The sequence below is a fragment of the Streptomyces mesophilus genome (genome assembly GCF_040300965.1).
Classification (GTDB): domain Bacteria; phylum Actinomycetota; class Actinomycetes; order Streptomycetales; family Streptomycetaceae; genus Streptomyces; species Streptomyces mesophilus_A.
Genome location: NZ_JBEPEW010000001.1, coordinates 139287 through 158547, shown reverse-complemented (window position 1 = coordinate 158547; position 19261 = coordinate 139287). Strand labels below are relative to the sequence as shown.

9 protein-coding genes are annotated in these 19261 nt (G+C 70.6%); 6 read left to right on the top strand and 3 right to left on the bottom strand.

Going from position 1 to position 19261, the window contains the following annotated elements; translation table 11 throughout:
* Positions 1-72: 72 nt before the first annotated feature.
* Positions 73-642, bottom strand: coding sequence for a dienelactone hydrolase family protein (locus tag ABT367_RS00610; protein ID WP_352248039.1), 570 nt, complete (start codon positions 640-642; stop codon positions 73-75).
* Between the two features lie 545 nt (positions 643-1187).
* Here ABT367_RS00610 and ABT367_RS00605 point away from each other — a divergent pair.
* Complete coding sequence (locus ABT367_RS00605) at positions 1188-1757, top strand: response regulator transcription factor (protein WP_352248037.1); 570 nt, start codon at positions 1188-1190, stop codon at positions 1755-1757.
* Here the strand turns inward: ABT367_RS00605 and ABT367_RS00600 are convergent.
* Together ABT367_RS00600 and ABT367_RS00595 are read right to left on the bottom strand one after the other, a co-directional pair.
* Positions 1724-2569, bottom strand: coding sequence for a metallophosphoesterase family protein (locus ABT367_RS00600; RefSeq protein ID WP_352248035.1), 846 nt, complete (start codon positions 2567-2569; stop codon positions 1724-1726). The two genes, ABT367_RS00605 and ABT367_RS00600, sit on opposite strands and share 34 nt — an antisense overlap.
* A gap of 90 nt (positions 2570-2659) precedes the next feature.
* On the bottom strand, positions 2660-3760 hold the full coding sequence (locus ABT367_RS00595) for a DNA glycosylase AlkZ-like family protein (protein WP_352248034.1): 1101 nt from the start codon (positions 3758-3760) through the stop codon (positions 2660-2662).
* Between the two features lie 277 nt (positions 3761-4037).
* Between ABT367_RS00595 and ABT367_RS00590 the strand changes: the two genes are divergently transcribed.
* The 5 genes from ABT367_RS00590 (at position 4038) to ABT367_RS00570 (ending at position 19258) form a co-directional block, all read left to right on the top strand.
* On the top strand, positions 4038-5072 hold the full coding sequence (locus ABT367_RS00590) for a GNAT family N-acetyltransferase (RefSeq protein ID WP_352248032.1): 1035 nt from the start codon (positions 4038-4040) through the stop codon (positions 5070-5072).
* An 86-nt stretch (positions 5073-5158) separates the two neighbouring features.
* On the top strand, positions 5159-10558 hold the full coding sequence (locus tag ABT367_RS00585; RefSeq protein ID WP_352248030.1) for a type I polyketide synthase: 5400 nt from the start codon (positions 5159-5161) through the stop codon (positions 10556-10558).
* The gene (locus tag ABT367_RS00580) at positions 10555-12885 is read left to right on the top strand and encodes a lantibiotic dehydratase (protein WP_352248028.1); all 2331 of its coding nucleotides are present in this window, start codon (positions 10555-10557) and stop codon (positions 12883-12885) included. Before ABT367_RS00585 ends, ABT367_RS00580 begins: the two co-directional genes overlap by 4 nt.
* Complete coding sequence (locus tag ABT367_RS00575; RefSeq protein ID WP_352248026.1) at positions 12882-15803, top strand: AMP-binding protein; 2922 nt, start codon at positions 12882-12884, stop codon at positions 15801-15803. Before ABT367_RS00580 ends, ABT367_RS00575 begins: the two co-directional genes overlap by 4 nt.
* Positions 15800-19258 carry an AMP-binding protein gene (locus ABT367_RS00570; RefSeq protein ID WP_352248024.1) on the top strand — a complete coding sequence of 1153 codons (3459 nt, stop codon included), beginning with the start codon at positions 15800-15802 and terminating at the stop codon, positions 19256-19258. The genes ABT367_RS00575 and ABT367_RS00570 overlap by 4 nt, the downstream gene beginning before the upstream one ends.
* Positions 19259-19261 lie beyond the last annotated feature (3 nt).

Sequence of the window (19261 nt, the reverse complement as noted above, 5' to 3'; positions counted from 1 at the left end):
AGTCGCGGGCGCACGCATGCAGTACGGCCCTCACGGAGTTCGACGTGAGGGCCGTACTGCATGCGGCGGGGATCAGATCGACGCGAGGAACTTCAGGACTCGCTCCCTCACCAATGCGGACGCCTCGGCGTCGAAGGCATCGAGTGAAGAGTCGGTGAACAGATGCTGATCTCCGGGATACACGAACAGCTCCGCGGCCGATGTGGACTTGGCCAGCTCACGTGCCGCCGGCAGGTCTTCGTCGAAGAACTCGTCGCCCTCTTTGCCGTGCAGCTGCACGGGCACGCCGTCGGGCCAGGAATCCCCGAACTCCGTGACGGGAATGCAGGAGTGCATAAGCAGTGCGCCACGCGCGCCTGGTCGCGTCTGGGCGAGTTTCTGAGCGATCGTCACACCGAACGAGAAACCGGCGTAGACAAGATCGGGGCCGAGGTTTTCGGCGGCCGCCACACCACGCGCCCGGACGGTGTCGAACCCGGTTTCCCGCGCGAACTCCATCCCCTCCTGCAGGCTCCCGAAGGTGCGGCCCTCGAAGAGATCCGGCGTGTGCACGGTGTGGCCGGCCTGTCGCAGATCTTCTGCGAATGCCTGGACCCCGTCGGTCAAGCCTTGGATGTGGTGATACAGCAAAACTTCGGCCATCTTTACAGTCTCTCCCGGTCGTTGATCGACTGTTGTTCCTGAAGCGCATCATGACGCTAGCCCCTCCCCCGTCAGCTGACAACCTCCGACCTCACGAGTGCGCCACAGGGCTCCGGCGCCTCTATCCGGAAAGCTGAAGGGTCGGTTCCGCATCTTCGCTGTGCCCAACTCGCTTGCGTTCAGCGAATGTTCTGGCATTCACTGTGAAGCGCGCTACGCGTGTCACATCGCTGACGACTCGAAGGACGACTTGAAGGTTGACACGCTCGCGCAGCGGTACCCATGATCCCCGTTACAGTCCCCGTTTCGCGGATGAACCTGACGCCGCGAAGAGCGCAGCGAGCATCACCCAGCACACTTGACGTCCGTCGATCGCGTTACCGTCAGTGGCCGCCTTCTTCCTTAGGGCACGCATGATTCGTACAGATCTGCTCGTGACCTCCCCCTGTTTCCTCCTCGGCCTGAGTCAGGTCCTCACAGCGGCTGGAGTCAGAATTGTCGCCACCCGCACCTCGGCTCACGACGAGCCATGCTGGCTCGCAGACGTGGCCGTCATCGACGCCGACGCGGTCGTCGGCACAGACCTCGGCACCGTCACTCAAGCCGCCCGGTCGATGGCGGTACTCATCCTCACCAACGACCTCTCTGCAAACGGTAAAGATTACTTCAACGCAGGGGCCGTAGCCGTCGTCAGCAAGGACGAGCCCGGGGCCGGAATCGTGCGCGCCATCCAGCTCGCCGCCGCCGGATCAGCCGGTCACATTCCCGTGACGCGCGTGAGTCCCCATTCCGCCGACAGCGGTTTCCAGGCGGGCCAACCCACGCTCTCGGACCGCGAACAGCAGGTTCTCAGCCAAATAGCCCAAGGCAGAACGCACGGCCAGATAGCGACCCGGCTGGGCATCAGCCAGCACACCGTCGATACCTACGTGAAACGCATTCGCGTCAAACTCGACGTGGGAAACAAGGCCGAACTCACCCGCGCCGCTCTCCTCGGCAAGTTCGTCACTCTGACAGAAATCGACGATGCCGGCAGCGCCGCGCGAACCGCTCCTCCGCGCGCACCTTCTCCTGCCGCAACTCATTTGGAACGGGACGGGGCTTCCGTGTCCTGATGTTCAAACCCGCCGACTCCACACGCAATTGACCGTGGTGCGAACGGTGTCGCCCGATTTCCCCACTCGCGCGGATAGCCGAGTGAAACCTCTTCGACGGCGACACCGTCGTACATCGACGAACGCGGCATGTGCAAATGGCCGTGTACGACGGTGTGGATCGCGAAGCGCTTGTGCCATTCGGCAGTGAGTCGCGTGCCGCACCACATGCCCAGGTGCGGGGAGAACATCCGCCGTACCGGCCCTTCCTCCAGAGGATAGTGATTGACCACGATGATCGGGCGTTCCCCGATCTCGGCCAATCGCTTCTCGGTCGACGCCACTCGAGCGTGGCACCATTCCTGGCGGGTCGGATACGGATCAGGGTGCAACAGCATTTCGTCGCTGAAGACATGCCCCGCGTCCCATGCCGCCTTCAGAGCCTCTTCGAGATCGACACCGGGGTCACGGAACGAGTAGTCGTAGAGCAGATGGACCGGAGCGATGACGAATTCCTGATCCGGGGCGCGCCATGTGACGTACTCGTCCTCGGGCGTCAGCACATCGATTTTGCGGCACTTTTCCACCAAGCCCATGTACCGCGCCACTCCCCGGCTCTGGTCCTCATCGCGCGGAAGCGTCCACAGTTCGTGGTTGCCCGGCGTCCAGATGACCCGCTCGAAGCGGCTGCGCAGATCCGCCAGCACTTCCTGGGTCCGTGACGAGGACTCCGCCACGTCGCCGGCGACGAGCAGCCAGTCATCGGGGTGCTGCGCGGTCAGTCCGTCGACGACGCTCTGGTTCACCGGATGTCCGACATGGAGGTCGCTCACCGCCCACAGGTGCGGGTGGGTCCGGTCAACACACCTTTGGCGTGGGCCGTTCATATCGCCCCGCCTCCCTTCGTGCCCCGCATGCGCCGCTCAGGAACGCTCCACCTCCAGTTCGAGCCATGCGGCCAGTGCGTCCACTTCCGCGTCGACGGCCACCGTCATCTCCTTGGTGAACGTCTCGTCCTCGTGGACCGCGTTGACCCGCAGGACGCCCTTCTTGCGGTCCGCGGTCGCGTCGAGCTTGCCCACCAGGCGGTCGTGGAACAGGATCGGGAGCGCGAAATAGCCCCAACGGCGTTTCGCCACGGGCTTGTACATCTCGACTCCGTACTCGAAATCGAAGAGCTCCACCGCTCGCTTGCGGTCATGGATCAGGCGGTCGAAGGGGGACAGCAGCGCGGCCCGCCCCTCGAACGGCTGCCCCAGATACACCGGGTCGACGCGCCACTCGCCCTTGACGCCCTCCACGACGGCCGCCTCGCCCGCACCCCCGACGTCATAGGGCTCGATGGGCACCTTGGTCGACTTGGTGCGCGCGATCCCCAACGCCCGCAGCCTCCGCTCGTCGCGTACCCGCAACGCTTCCTCCGGGTCCGGCACAGGAGCCTGTGGGTATACGCGGTCGGCCAGGTCCCACAGCCGGTTGCGGCCCTGCCGGCCCGCGATGGCCACCTCGCCCAGGTCGGCCATGAGCCCCAGCAGCCGGATCACGTTCTGGTCGTTCGTCCACCCGGTCGACTTCCACGGAAGCACGCAGGTGTCCGGAATATCGCGCGAGAGCAGCGGACCACCGGCCTCGAGCCGGGAAAGGATGTCCTTGCGGCAGGCGTCATTGGCCTCGAGCCAGCCGTGGAACCTCTTCTCCCAGTCGGCCACCGGCGGCCGGCTCCGCATCTCGGCCATTTCGGCCCGGAAGAGCACCGCGTCCTCGACGGGTCGTACGGTCGCCCCGATCTCGACGAGTTGCCGCTCCTTGAGCGCCTGGACCAGGTGGTCCGGCGCATAGGCCGCACCGAGCCTGCTCCACGACACCAGATCCGCGGCCGGCGCGATGGCCGCGGTCGGATCCAGCTGCAGCAGGGTCAGATGCCGGACCGTGTCGGTCAGCGCCGTCGGCCGCTCGGCGTGCAGGAGCTGTGCGCGAACCGCGATCCGCCGCGCTTCCACACGACTGAGCGTGTGCACCTTCATCGGCCTTCCTCCAAGATGAGTCCGTTCCACCACGCTGCGCCTCGCTCGCCGAGCGGTCGATGGTTTCCAGGCGAGTCGGTGTTTCGTAGGCTACGAAAGCCCCCGCCGAATGCACTGCTCGGCCGAGCTGCTCAACGGGCAAACCTGTGAAGCGAGTCTTGGGTCCGCCGCCTCCTGCGTCATGCCGCTCGTTCGGGTGACTCGCCTTCCGCCCGCCCTGCGATGTCCCCTACGACAGGGGCCGATTCCAAGGGCCCGCAGGCGACAAGGTGAGGCAATGCGGACCGAGGAAGTCGACAGGGTGTCCGTCGGTCTCCTGGCCGAACTCGGCATCACGGCGTCCGACCACGTCCTGGGGGAACTGGAACGCCACCACATAGTGGAGCGCCGACGTGGCGCCCGTATCACCTACTTGGTGGTGCGCAGCAAGTCAGGCGTTGCTCTCGGCCTGCTTCCCCTCTACCGGCTCCCGCGGCCCTTCGATGCCTCCCTCGCCCCGGAGAACATCTTCGAGGGCGGGCCCGCTACGACCGGCTCCCGACTGTGTTCGGCCGGTGGGGCCGGCGGCTATCGCAATCACCTGCTCCTGAAGTCCCCGATCGAGCCGGCGTGCGCCGCCGACGCCGCACGCGCGTTGATCTCAGCCGCCCGAGAGGTCGCCTCGGCGGGCGGTTGCACACAGCTCCTGATCCCGGACCTCGACCCCGAACAGGCCCGCTGGCTCGCGGGATTCGAGACGGAGGCCCTCGCGGCCGCCACACGCGACAAGGCCGTGCTGCCGATCGCATGGAGCGACTTCTCCGAGTATCTGGCCGCACTGCCGCGCAAGCGCCGATGGCAGGTCCGCCAGGAGCGCCGTGCCTTCGCGGACAGCGGGATCGTCATACGCGACGAGCCGCTGTCCGCGGTGGCGGCGGAGGTCGCCCCGCTGCTGGCACAGACACAACGGCGCCATGGCGACACCGCGGACCCGCTCGAGGCGGAGTTCTACCTGGCCATGCTCGCGATGACCCCGGGCTCCGAAGTGCGCGCACTGGTGGGTTATCTGCCCGGTGGACCGGTGGCCTTCTCGGTGGTGCACCGCCGCGGCGGCACCTGGGCGGTCAGAGCGGTGGGCCGTGACTACGCCGCACCGGACCACAGCCAGTACTTCAACTTGACCTATTACGAACCCATCGCCCGCGCCATCGCCGAAGGCGCCACACTGATCGACTTCGGTACCGGATCCCTGCCCGCGAAGCGCTTCCGCGGATGCAGCCTGCAACCCCTGCGCTCCCTCCTCATCCCCGCCTCACCGACCCGGGAACGGTGATCGGTCGCCTGTTTCGGCGACACGACCATTCCCCACCCTCGCCGTAACTTCCAAGAGATCGCGTGTCGTTGATCGAGGAGGCCTCAGTGGACGATGACGACAAGATCGCGGTGGTCGGGGTCGCAGCGCGGGTCCCCGGCGCGTCTTGCGTCGACGCCTTCTGGCTGAACCTCGTCCGGGGCAAGGAGTCCGTCGCGGCGCTGAGCGACGAGCATCTGCGCGACCATGGCGTCCCCGAGGAGCTGTTGACCCACCCCGCGTACGTCAAGGCGGCCGCTCTGGCGCCGGACGCCGAGTACTTCGACGCCGACCTCTTCGCCATGACCCCGCGCGAAGCGCGGACCTGCGACCCGCAGATCCGGCTGTTCCTCGAAGCGGCCCACACGGCCATGGAGAACGCCGGCTACGACCCCACCACTCTCAGCGCCGGCACCGCGGTCTTCGCCTCGGCCGGCGCGCCGCTCTACGACGAGCACCACCTGCGCCACCGCAAGGACGCGCTCGGCTTTCCCCTTTCCGAGGTGGCCTCCCTCAACCTCGGCGGCTACATCGCCACCATGGCCTCGTACAAACTCGATCTGCACGGGCCCAGCGTGACCGTGCAGACGGCCTGCTCCAGCACCCTGGTCGCCCTGCACATGGCGTGCCAGTCGCTGCGTACCGGCGACTGCGACACCGCTCTCGTCGGTGGGGCCAGCATCGACTTCCCGTACGGGCACGGCTATCTCTGGTCGCAAGGAGGGGTCCAGTCCCCAAGCGGCCACTGCAGGCCTTTCGACGCGGAAGCCGACGGCACCGTGTTCGGCGGGGGCGCATGTGCGGTCGTACTGAAGAGGCTTCCCGATGCGCTCGCCGCTCATGACCACATCCGTGCCGTGATCCGCGGGAGCGCGATCAACAACGACGGATCCGACAAGGTCAGTTTCGGCGCGCCCAACGCGGCCGCGCAGCGTGCGGTGGTGAGGGAAGCACTGGCGGTGTCCGGTGTACGGCCGGGCGACATCTCCTACGTCGAGGCGCACGGTACCGGCACCGTCGTGGGTGATCCCATCGAGATCAGCGCGCTCACCGAGGCCTTCACCGGCCTGGCCGAGGAGCAACTCCCGGCGGGCAGCTGCTCCATAGGGTCGGTGAAGGGCAACATCGGGCATCTGGGGCCGGTGGCCGGCCTGGCGGGATTCATCAAGGCGGTGCTCGCGCTGGAACACGAGCAGCTGCCGCCCAGCATCAACTACCGGTCGCCCAACCCCCGGCACGATCTCGCGTCCTCCCCCTTCCGGGTGCAGGACCGGCTCACCGCCTGGCCGCGGGACCCGAAGCGGCCACGCCTCGCGGGCGTCAGCTCCATGGGGATCGGTGGCTCCAACGTCCACGTCGTGCTGGAGGAACCCCCTGTCCTGCCGCGCACCCTCCCCCGGGAGGAACCGCGTCCGGTGGTCTGGTCGAGCCCCACCGCGGACGCCGAACCCGCCGTCCGCGCCTCTCTCGCCGATGCCTTCCTGCAACTGGGGGAAGAGGTGTTCGCGGACGCGGTGGCGACCCTGCAGCACGGCCGGCAGACCCATCAGGTCCGGGCGGCCGCCGTGTGCACCAGCGCTCACGACGCGGCCACAGCCTTGACGGCGGCCGGCACCGGTCGCGTCCTCACGTCGCGGCAGCCGGTGACGAGCCCGCCGTCCGTCTGTCTGCTGTTCCCCGGCCAGGGTTCCCAGCATGTGGAGATGGCTCAGGGCCTTTACCGGCGCGTGCCGGGTTTCACGCGCGCACTCGACGAGTGGCTCGACCGGCTGGACGCCCCTGACCTGCCGCTGCGCGAGTGCTGGCGCGGCACCGCGGGACTCGATATCACGGAGACCTCCCTCGCCCAGCCTCTCCTGTTCGCCACCGAACTGGCCCTGGCGGACATGTGGTGGGAGGCGGGAGTCCGTCCGGCGGCGCTCCTCGGCCACAGCCTGGGCGAGCTGGCAGCCGCGACCGTGGCCGGAATCTTCGATCACGACACTGCCGCCGCACTCGTCCTGGCCCGCGCCCGGGCGATGCGCGATCACCCTGCGGGCGGTGGCATGCTCGCTGTGGCGACCCACACGGACGCGCTGCACGACGTCCTCACCGGGACCGTCACCGTGGCCGTGATCAACAGAGCCGACCAGGTGGTCCTCGCCGGGTCGGACGACGACCTCGCCGACGTGGCCGAGGAGCTGGCCACCCGTGGTGTCGCCTGCACCCGGCTGCCCACGTCGAGTGCCTTTCACACACCCCTGCTCCGGGACGCCGCCCGCTCCTTCGAAAAGGTCTTCACCGGCGTGGACTTGGCGCCACCGGCCCTGCCTGTGTACTCGGCGGCCACAGGGCGCATCGTCTCCGCCGACGAGGCGGTCGACCCGGCCTTCTGGGTCAGTCAGCTCGTGGAGCCCGTGCAGTTCGCCACGGCGCTCGACACACTGGTCGGGACCGGTCCCAATGTGCTGCTCGAGGTCGGTCCCGGGCAGGTGCTCACCGATCTGGCCCGCCGCCACGAGCGGGTCCGAGAGGCGTCCATCACGGTGGCGCCGACGCTGCCGCGACGCGGCGGGACGGCCGCCGGCGACCGTGCCGAACAGGACATGGCCTCCGTACTGACCGCCGCGGCACACCTGTGGACGGCCGGCGGCGACGTCTCCTGGGAGGCCGTCGGGCAGGCTCCGCTGCGCCGTCGGATCCCGCTCCCCGGCTATCCGTACCAGCGCAAGCGGTACTGGGTCGACGCGCCGCAGGCGGCTCCCGCCCCCGCCGGGACCGCGCCGGAAGAGACCGCCGAAGCGTCCACGGCGCGACAGCCGGCGCCGTCGGCTATCGCCCAGGAGGACGGCCAGCCGGGCCTGTTCTCGTCCCTGCACTGGACTTCCTCCGCTGTGACCCCGCCGAATCTCACCCGGGAAGGGTCCACAGCCGTCGTCTTCCTGCCCGCCGCCGAGGACCGTGCCGACCACGTGGTGGCCGCGCTCGAACGCGCAGGGATGCGGACGATCCGCATCCGCCCGGCCGACGCCTACCGCGACGACGGCGACGAGTTCGGCATCCGGCCCGGTGTCGCCGCCGACACCCGGCAGGTCTTCGACGCACTCGCCCACCGCGGGACCGAGGCCGACCTCCTGGTGCATGCCATCGCCGCGGCTCCCTGGCCGCCGGCCGCCACGGCCAACGTCCAACAGCAGCTGGACGACAGCTTCTTCAGCGCACTCGCGCTGGTACAGCGCGGGCTGCGCACCGGCGGTACGGGCCGTGTCCCCGAACTCATCGCGCTGACCTCGGGCGCCGTCGACGTCTCAGGTGCCGACCCGGTCGACCCGGTGAAGGCGAGCGTCCACGGGCTCGTCCGCACGCTGGCCGCCGAGCTTCCGCGGCAGCGTTGCAAGGTCATCGACTTCTCCCCCAACACTCCCGTCGGCGGGCTGCGGGACGAACTCTGCCGGGCCGACGAAGACCTCGTCGTCGCGCTGCGCGGGCGTCAGCGCTGGGTGCGCCGGGAGCTGCCGCTGCGCGTCACGCCCGACCGCACCTCGGCCCTTCGCTCCGGTGGTGTGTACGTCATCACCGGAGGGATGGGCGCGCTCGGCCTCGCCCTCATGCGCAGCATCGCCGCCACGGGCATCCGGCCCCGTATCGCGCTGCTCGGCCGCACCCTTCCCGCCGCCCAAGAGCCCATCGACGCCTGGTCGTCCGAGGTGACGGCCGCTGTCCGGGACGCCACCGCGCTGGGGGCGGAGATCCGCCTCCTCGCCTGCGACGTGGGCGACCCGCGGCAGGTGCGGCGCGCCCTCGACATCGTGGCGGCCGCCTTCGGGCCGGTCCAGGGAGTGCTGCATCTCGCGGGCGTCGCGGGCAACGGGATCCTGCAGGCCCGTGACCCGGCGCAAGCCGCCGAGGTGCTGCGCCCCAAGGTGCACGGGACCCTCGCCCTCGCCGAAGCGCTCGCCGGCCGGCCCGTACTCGACTGGGTGGTGCTGTTCTCGAGCCGTGCCGCTGTCGACGGCCTGATCGGCGGCGGGGACTACGCCGCGGCGAACGGGGTCATGGACCTGTGCACGCGTCCCGACCTGTTCCCCGCCCACCGGGTGCTGAGCATCAACTACCCGAGCTGGACCGGCATCGGCATGGCCAGCCGGCCCGACGGTGCGTCCTTCGCGGGTGAACTGCACTGGACGACCGGACTCGACGCCGCGGACACCTGGACCCTTGACGAGCACCGGCTCGACGGCACCCCCGTCCTCCCCGGCACCGCGCATCTGGATCTGGTCACGCGCGCATACGACCACACCGTGCCCACGGCCGCCGATCACGCGCTCGTGCTCTCCGACGTGGCTTTCGTCGCGCCCCTGACCGCGCGTCGGGCGAGGCGCGTCACCATCGTGTTCGTCCCCGACGGCGACCGGCATCGTTTCGAGGTCCGGTCCCAGCCCGCGTACGACACGACCGCGCGGTGGGTCACGCACGCCACCGGACGGATCGAACGACGGCGCATGGAGGCACCCGCCCGTGATCTCGCGGCACTGCGCGAGGGCACTCGTCCGACGTCCGGTTCCACGGCCGGGGCGTTCACGCTCGGACCGCGCTGGAGCTCGGTCCTGGAGGTGCGGGACAGCGCGGACGAGAGGCTGGTCGAGCTGCGCCTCCCTTCGCAGTTCAGCGACGATCTCCGCACGCACCCGCTGCACCCGGCCCTCCTGGACGTGGCGACCTCCGCGCTCCGGGGGAGCCCGGGACCCGGCCCCGAGGAACGCGCCGACGAGGCGTATCTGCCCTTCCTCTACCGAGGGCTCACGGTCTTCGCGCCGCTCCAGGACGAGCTCGCCGTCCACATCCGCAAGAAGGAGACCCGCCCGGGACAACTCGTGGCGGACATCGACGTGATCGGCTCCGACGGTCGCGTACTCGTCGCCGTCGAAGGCTTCACGATGCGGAAGGCGGACCGGACCGCGTTGGCCGCCGAACTCGAGAAACAGAGCGATGACACCGAGGACCGCATGGGCATCGCCCCCTCCGTCGGAACCGGCATCCTGATGAGTCTGCTCTCCTGCGACACCCCCGATCAGGTGCTGGTCCGCCCGCACCGCGACGGCCTGCCGGTGCCGGTGCCGTCCACCGCGCACCCCGCCTCCGGGCCACCCGCATCCCCATCCCCTCGTATCGAGACTCCCTTGCCACTACCGGGAGTTGAACGCGCAGACGCACCGACGGAGCCTGCGGCACCGGCCGTTGATTCCCCGGCGGATACGCCCGCCTCGACCTCGGACCGACTACGCGACCTGTGGGTGCTCACACTGGGGCACGACCGGATCGAACCCGACGACGACTTCTTCGACCTGGGGGGCGACTCGCTGACCGCGATCGATCTGATGGCTCAGATCAGGGAGCTGTTCGCCATCGAGCTGACCGTCGGATTCCTCTTCGAGGCCCCCACCTTGGCCGAACTCTCCGAGGTCATCGACCAGCGGGTGCGGCGATGACGGTCGCCCAGCACACCTCCGCCGCCCCCGAGGCCGCGACCGGTCCCGCGCATCGTCTCCCGCTGCACGACGACTGGTCGCTGTGGCGGCTGGCCGCCCTGCGCAGCGCGGGCATGCCGTTCTCGTGGCTCGACACGTTCGCGGTGCCTTCCTGTGCGGACGACGACTCCGACGCCCGCAGCCGCGAGACCTCCGCGGCGGCCGTACGCTCCGTCGTCACACAACCCGCCTTCCTCGAGGCCGTCACCTGGCAGAATCCGGCGCTCATACGGAACTGGCTGGGCCGCTACGCCGCCCAACTCACCGCGGACAAAGACGGACAGCTCTCGCGCAGGGACCAGCGCGAAGCGCTCGTCGCCTTCCTCGCGCAGCGCTACTGCGCGAAGAACGAGACGATCGGCTTCTTCGGCCCCGTCGCCTGGGCACGGTTCGGCGACGACCACCCCGGCGTCCGTACGCGCGGCAGTGCGGGCCTGCGCAGCCGCACCGTCTTCCGCGAGCACTGGGCCGTGGACGCGATCGCCCGCACCTTCGCCGCTCGGCCGGCCCTCCACACCCACCTGATCGCGCGCCGCCACCCGGCATGCTCCTTCGACGGCGGAGTGCTGCGCCGGCCACGACGCCGCCCGCAGCCCCTCGACGCCGACGAGGCCGCGTTGGCAGCTCTCCTCGATCGGCCGCGCAGAGTGGGTGAGCTGCTCGGCGCGTACGGGCCTCCCGGTACGGCGCCCGCCGCCGAGCAGGCGCTGGAGCGGCTCGCGGCAACCGGAGCGGTCCTCATCGGGTTGCCCATCCCGGTCACCGACCGGCCCGAGGACGTGCTGCGCGCACATCTCGCGCAGATCCCGGACGAGAAGCTGCGCCGCGGACTGCTGGCCGAACTCGACCAGCTGGACGAGGCCGTCGGCACGGTCGCGGACGCGGCCGGCGACCCTGTGGCGCTGCGCGGCGCCCTGGACCGGCTGGGCACGGAGTTCCGGTCCCTGACCGGAGTCGGTGAGCAACGCGCCAAACCCGATCGCGACTTGGGACGTTGCATCGTGTACGAGGACTGCCGGCGGGACCTCGACGTCGATATCGGCACCGACCTGATCGACGATCTCCGTGCCCCGCTCGGGCTCCTCCTGGACACCGCCCGCTGGCTCGTGTGCGAGAACGGAGCGGAGCTCGAGCGGGACCTCGCCGCACGTGCGGAGTCCCTGCGCGCCGCCTCGGGACGGCCGGTGGCCCTGTGCGATCTGGTGATGGCCTCCGGCGACATCCTCAGTGGACAGCCCGGCACCGCCGTCTCGCGCGTCACCGCCGACTTTCAGGCGCGCTGGGCCGAACTGCTCGCCACGGCAGCCGAATCCTCGGCGTCCTCGGTCCGGCTCAGCACCGCGGCGATGGCCCCGCTGGTGCGTCGGCTGTTCCCTGCCGGCGAGGTCGGCTGGCGTGCCGCCCGGCAGCACAGTCCGGACCTGATGCTCCGCGCCCTCCCCGGCCGCCGCCCGCAGTGGGTGCTCGGCGAACTGCACCTCGCCGTCAACACGTTGGAGAACCGCGCCTTCGCCACCCAGGCGGACGACCGTGCGGAGCTGCGTGCGGCGACCGCGGCCGATTTCCCGGACGGCCGGTTCGTGCCCGTCTACCCGGCCGCGTCCCCGGCGGTCACCTCGCGCACCTACCCGCCCCTCGCCCTCGACCTTCCCGAGCTCTACCAGTACTGGTCCTGGGCCGCGGACGAGGGCCATCCCTCGGGCAGGACGGCGCTGCCCGGTGCCGCCCTGCTCGTCGACCGGGACGACGGCGGCAGGCTCCTCGTCCGCTCCGCCGACGGCGACTGGCAGGCACCGCTCACCGAGGTGATCGGCGAATTCCTCACCGCGGTCGTGGCCGACCGGTTCGGCATCCGGCCCCGCGCCGCCCACCAGCCCCGGCTGCTGCTCGACGATGTGGTCATCGCGCGGGAGACCTGGCACGTGCCGGCTTCGGAACTCCCCTACACCGTCGACAACGACTACCGCCATCGCGCGCTGCGCGGTCGGCTGCGGGAACTCGGCATGCCGCGCTGGCTGTTCGCCCGGACCCCGGACCAGCCGAAGCCCTACCTCGTCGACCAGGACGCGCCGCTGTCCCTGCGTAATCTCGCGCGAGGTCTGCGCCGGAGCGTCGCCTCCGACGCCGCCACCGCGGTCACCTTCACCGAGATGCTGCCTGCCCCGGACGAGCTGTGGCTCGCCGGGCCCGACGGCCGACCCCACACCAGCGAACTGCGCGTCGTCGTCCACGACGACGCCCAGACCCGGTCCCCGCTGACCACGCGAGATCGGAGGGCATCCGTATGACCGCATTCTCGTCGTCCTGGTTCAGCGACGTGATCAATCCGGACGGGGAAGGTCCCGTCGTGATCGCGCTGCCGTACGCCGGCGGCTCGGGCCGCGCGTTCCGGCCGTTGCACCAGCACCTGCCCGGCGACAGCGTGCTGGTCCTCGTCGACCTGCCAGGACACGGCCCCCGGCTGTCCGACCCCTGCCTGAGCGATGCGGACGACGTCGTCTCCGGGCTGCTCGAGGCGGTGGAAGCACTCCCGGTGGAACGGATCGTGCTCCTGGGGTACAGCATGGGCGGGTGGCTCGCCTACGAAGCGGCCGCACGACTCACCGACGCGGGAACTCCGCCGATGGGCCTCGTCGTGTGCGGAACTCGCGCTCCCCAGACCGGGATCGGGCACCCGTCGGTCACGACGCATCCCCCCGGCAGGGAATTCCTCGGCGCGGCCGTCGAGATGGGGCTCGCCGCCCCGGAGATGCTCGAAGTCCCGGGTATGGCCGAACTCTTCGCCAAACCACTGCACGCCGACTTCTCGGTGGTGCAGAGCTACCGCTACCGGCCACGTCCCCCGCTTTCCGTGCCCAGCTGTGTCGTCGGCTTCGACTCCGACTGGCTGGTACCCGAGCCGACGCTCCGGGCCTGGGACGACGTCTGCGCGCAGCCGCTGCACCGCCGCGTCGAGGGCTCCCATCTGGCGCTGCACGAGGAGGAGGCGGCGTTCGGCGCAGCGGTGGCGGCAGGGGTAGCGCACATCACGGCCGCCCGACCCGCGCACGCGGCGCCGGCAGGTCGGGCGATCTCGGCCCGCCCGCCCGACGTGGAGGACTCCACGGACGAGGTCACCGCGGTGAGCCTCGTGGCGCGTGCGGCGCGGCGGACGCCGGACGCACCGGCCGTCGTGGAAGCGGACCGCGTCGTCCACACCTACCAGGAGCTCCTGAAGCTCTCGGCTCAGGTCGCCCGGCTCCTGCACGAGCGCCGTATCGAAGCCGGACACCATGTGGCCTTCATCGGACGCCGTACCCCGGGCTCCGTCGTCGCGATACTCGGCACCGCGCTGGCGGGGGCCGCGTTCGTGCCCATCAGCGACAAGTGGCCGCTCGAACGGACGGCGTACGTACTGCGCTCGACACGGGTCCGCTGCCTTCTCGGTTTCGCCGAGGACCTGGCCTTGTTCGAGCAACTGACGGCCGTCTGTCCCGATCTCGACGAGATCGTGCTCCTCGATGTCCACACAGAACGCCCCGCGCAGCCGCGGCCCGCCCTGCCGGCCGCTGAACAAGGCGCCACCGCAAGCGACTTCGCGGAGATCGCCGACCGCGTCCTCGCCGAACAGGCCCGCACCGTACTGCAGATCGGTCTGGGGCAGGGCGAGCTCCTGAAGCTTGTCGGACCCCATGTGGACCTGTTCACCGCCGTCGACGCGGACGACGACGCGCTGCGCAAGGCAGCCGAGTGGGCCGAGGACCACGGCGTGTTCGCCGATCTGGTCGCCGGCGACCCCGAACGCCTCGATGAACTCCTGTCCACAACCGTCGACTTGGCCGTCCTGACCGCGGCACCCTCCCCGGCCGCGCTGAGTTCCCTCGCGACGGTCGTGCGGCCCGGCGGTGCCGTACTCCTCCCGGGTCCCCTCGTGCAAGCACCGGACCAGGCCTGGTCGTTGCAGCCACCGACGCCGGGTGGGCGGACGACCGTGCTGCGCCGTACGGACCTTCCGCCGGACTCGACAGGCGGGTGCGCCCAGCGCATCCACACCCGGTGGCACATCGCCCGGCAGCCCGATTCCCCGCCGCCCGTCTCGGCCGGGCCGGGTGACGTCGCCTACGTGATCTACACCTCGGGCTCCACCGGCCGCCCCAAAGGTGTCGCGGTCAGCAACAGCGCACTGATGAATACGCTGTCGGCTTCTGCCGAACAGTTCGCTGTCCATGCCGACGACAGACTTCTGCAGGTGACGTCGTTCTGCTTCGACCTCTCCATATTCGATGTCTTCGGGGTGCTGTCGGCCGGAGGCGCCCTGCGCATCGCCGACGACACCGAACTCGCCGAACCCCGTGAGCTCGCACGGGTACTGCTCGACGAGGAGATCACCCTGTGGAACTCGGCACCCTCGATGTTCGCCTGGCTCCTGCCGTTCCTCACCGGCGGCGACGCGCCCCCTCGGCAACGCACGTCGCTGCGCCTGATGTTGCTCGCCGGCGACTGGATCCCGCTTTCCATGCCGGACGAAACCCGTGAGGTCTTTCCCAAGGTCCGGATCGTCAATCTGGGCGGCGCCACCGAGACTGCCGTCTGGTCGTGCTTCTACGAGATCGACACCGTGGACCCGCAGTGGCCGAGCATTCCCTACGGACGCCCGCTGAAGGGCTCCCACTACTACATCCTGGACGAACAGCGGCAGCCCGCCGCCCCCGGTGAGGCCGGCCAGATCTACACGGCCGGGGACTCCCTCGCCCTCGGCTACCACGGCGACCCCGCACAGACCGCGCGGAGCTTCGTCCCCGATCCGTTCCGGCCAGGGCAGCGTATGTACGCCAGCGGGGACCGCGGCCGGTTGAGGGCGGACGGGCAGATGCAGCTGCTGGGCCGGATCGACCACCAGGTGAAGGTCCGCGGATACCGCGTCGAACTCGAGGAGATCGAGGCCGTGATGGCCAGTGCGCAGAACATCCGGTCGGCCGCCGTCGTCACCTGCGACCGCGCGGGGAATCGGACGCTCGCCGGCTTCTACACCTGCCGCGGAGAGGGGACGGCCGCCGCGGAGATGCGTGAGCTGCTGGCATCCCGTCTTCCGCCGTACATGATCCCGAGCCATCTCGACCGCCTGGACGCCCTCCCACTCACCGCGAACGGCAAGGTGGACCGGGCCGCGCTGGCACAGCTCGTGCTCCAGGCGGATTCGGCCGCCCCTTCGGAAGAGCGCCGATGACCGGCCCCCACGACGGTCTCGCCCGTCAAGTGCACGCCATCTGGACCGATCTGCTCGGCGATACGGATCCGGAGGCCGGATTCCTCGAAGCGGGCGGACACTCGGTGCTGGCCGCCAGACTGATCGCACGGATCGGCACCGAACTCGACGCCACACTCGGCCTCGCCGCCCTCATCAGGGACAACCCTTCGCTCAACGACCTCGTCGCGCTGGTCGAGCAGGCCGCGCACGGACCCGCCCCGGCCGGCCCACGTCCCCCCGCCCCGGAAACGACCGCCGGCCATCACCCCGTATCGGCGCCCATCTCTCCTGCGATGCGCAGGGTCTGGACCTGGCACCGGATCCATCCGGACTCCCCCGCCTACAACGTCGTACGGGTCCTCACGCTCGACGCCCAGGTGCGGCCGGCGCCGCTGCGTGCCGCCCTGGCGGACCTGGCGGGCCGGCACGACGCCCTGCGCTGCCATGTCGTCGAACCCTCACCGGCCCGCGCCGAGATCGTCCTCGACGAGACCGTGTCCGTGCCCCCCATGATCGACGTCGTCCGCGGTTCCTCGCACGACGACGTGAGCGGCCAAGTCGACGCCGCACTGCGCCGGTTCGCCGACCGGCCGATCCCTCTCGGCGCCGGACCGCTGTGGCGGTGCGGACTCATCTGGTCGCCCGGCACCGGTCGCACCTGGATCGCCTTGGTGATGCACCACCTCATCAGCGACCTGCGCGCCTCGGACATCGTGCTCGACGACCTGGCCACCGCCTACGCCGCCCGCCGTGACGGCTCCGCACCGCAGTGGCCGCGCCCGGCCCCCGGGCTACTGCCCCACCTCCGCCGCCAAGGCGAACTCGCCGACTCCGCACGGTGGAGAGCCGATCTCGACTGGTGGCGCCGGCGCCTGGCCGCCCGCACCGCCCCGGCCGCGCCCGCCCCCCTCGCATCCGGTCCTGACGGGCACCGCGGCACCACTCTCACCGTCGACCTGCCACCCCTGGCCGGCCGAGCGGTGGACTCGATGCTGCGCGGCGCCGGACTCACGCCTGCCGTCTTCTTCCTGACCGTGGCCACGACGGTTCTCGCCGCACGATCCGGCGGCGACCCGGGTGTTGTCGGCGTGCCGAGCGTGCGGGTCTCGGAGGCGGCGGACGAGCAGACCGTCACCTTCCTGCTCGACACACTCCTCCTCGACCCCGGCGATCCCGCCGCGGACGGGCGCACCGTCCTCGAGGCGTGCGCGGCGACACGGCTGACGCTCCTCGACGCCGTCGATCACGCGACGCCCACCTACGACGAGATCCTCGACGGTCTGCAGCTCTCGCGCGCATCCCGCAGTCCGCTCATCCGCCTGTGGTTCAACGACCTCACCGGGGCGGCTCCGCCGGCACGGTTCGGCGACCATGCGAGCGCCGAGCACGACCTCGCACCCGGGTGGGCCCTGTTCGACCTCAGCCTGTACGTCACCCGCGCGGCTGCGGGCTACCGCATGCACTTCGTCGTCCCGCAGCAGTCAGCAGCCCACGACCTCGCCGAACTCACCGAGTTCGCCGAGCAGGTGGCGCAGGTCTGCTCGGCCGCCGCGACGGAACCACAGCGCCCGCTGGTCGAGCTTCTGCCGCCTTCGCGAACCGGCGGACCCAGCACCGCACCAGCCGCCCCCGCGCACGCGCCCTCGACGGCCGAACTCCTCTCCCGTACGGCGGCCGAGCAGCCCTCCGCCCCCGCGCTCGACACCGGCGACGAACTCGTCGACCGGCACACGCTGGACCGTGCCGTCGCCGCCCGCGCCGCGCAGGTGCGCGCAACGACTCGCCCCGGAGACCTCGTCGCCCTGCCCGCACGACGGGACCGGCTCTTCGTCGAGCGGCTGCTCGCCTGCATGCGCGCCGAGGTCACCCCCGTACTGATCGATGCCGCGTGGCCGCGGGCACGCCGGGACGCGGCGGTTCTGGGCAGCCGCGCCTGCCATGCCTTCCCCGACGACGACGGCCCGCCGGCAGCCCTGCCCACGCCGGTCCGGAAGGCGCCCGGCCTCCCCACGGCGGCACATGTGCTCTTCACCTCGGGCACGACCGCGGATCCGCTCCCGGTCCTGATACCGACGCCCGTCACCGACACCGCGATCGCCGACCTGGCCAGCTGGCTCGAGGTCGGCGCCGACGACCGCATCGCCCTGCTCAGCGGACCCGCCCACGACCCTGCTCTGCGCGACATCGGTCTCGCGGTACGGACGGGCGCATGCCTGTGTCTGCCCTCGCCCGGCGAGCAGGCCGACCTCACGAGGCTGGCGCACTGGCTGCACACCCGGCGGATCAGCGTCCTGAGCGCGACGCCGACGCTGCTGGCCCTCGTCCTCGGCGCGGCCCGGGACACCCAGCTGCTGCCCCACCTGCGCGTGGTCATCTGCGGCGGTGCCCCGCTCACCACCGCGACAGCGGCACTGATCAGATCACGGGCCCCGAAGGCCGTGATCGTCAACGGCTACGGATGCGTCGAGACCCCGCAACTGGTGGTCGCACACCGCCTCGACCCCGACGACCCGCTCCCCGACACCTCCCACGTACCCATCGGCCGTCCGCTGCCCGGCAGACACGTCGAGCTCCTCACCGAGGACGGGCACCGGTGCGCCGACGGAGAACGCGGTGAACTCCGGGTCGGCGAGCCGTGGATCGCGTCCGGATACCTCACCGAGGCGCCCGAGCGGTTCGTCACCGATTCCGTGCGTCTGGTGCGCACCGGCGACCTCGTCCGGCGTGACGCGACCGGGCTGCTCCACCTGGTCGGCCGCCTCGATCGGCAGGTGCTGGTCAACTCCCACCGCGTCCTGCTCGACGAGGTCGAGGCCGCGGCACGCGGCTGTCCCGGGGTGGGGGACGCGGTGGCCGAACTCGTCGGCGACGAGGACCACCAGGCGCTACGGCTGTGGGTACAGCCCCTGGCCCCCCAGTCGCCTCCGCCGGAGGCAGCCGTACGCGCGCATCTCACCGAAGTGCTCGCCGCGCCCGCGCTGCCGGCCACGATCACGATCGTCGACCGCCTGTCCCTGTCCGCGAATCTCAAGCCGGCCGCCCCGGGCACTGCCGCTTCCGGCGGGCCTGCGGCGTCACTCGTCGACCGGCTCCAGGACACCGCGGCGGCGGTGCTCGGACGCCCCGTGTCCGAGACGGTCAACTTCTTCGACGCCGGCTTCACCTCGATCACCCTGCTGCAATTCGGGGCGGAGCTGAGCACCGTGCTCGGCCGCGACGTGGACCCGCTCCTGCTGTTCCAGCGCCCGAACCTGCGGGCGCTCGCGGCCGCGCTGGACCTCACCGCCCACCCGCCCACGCAGTCGGACGGCACCCGTCACAGCGTTCCGGCACCTCGGAACCCCGACGGGCCCGGCCGCCACGACAGCCGGGAGCGCCTGCGGGATTCCCGCCTCCGGGCCAGACAGCAGCTCGGCTCGTCCACGGACCGGTGAACG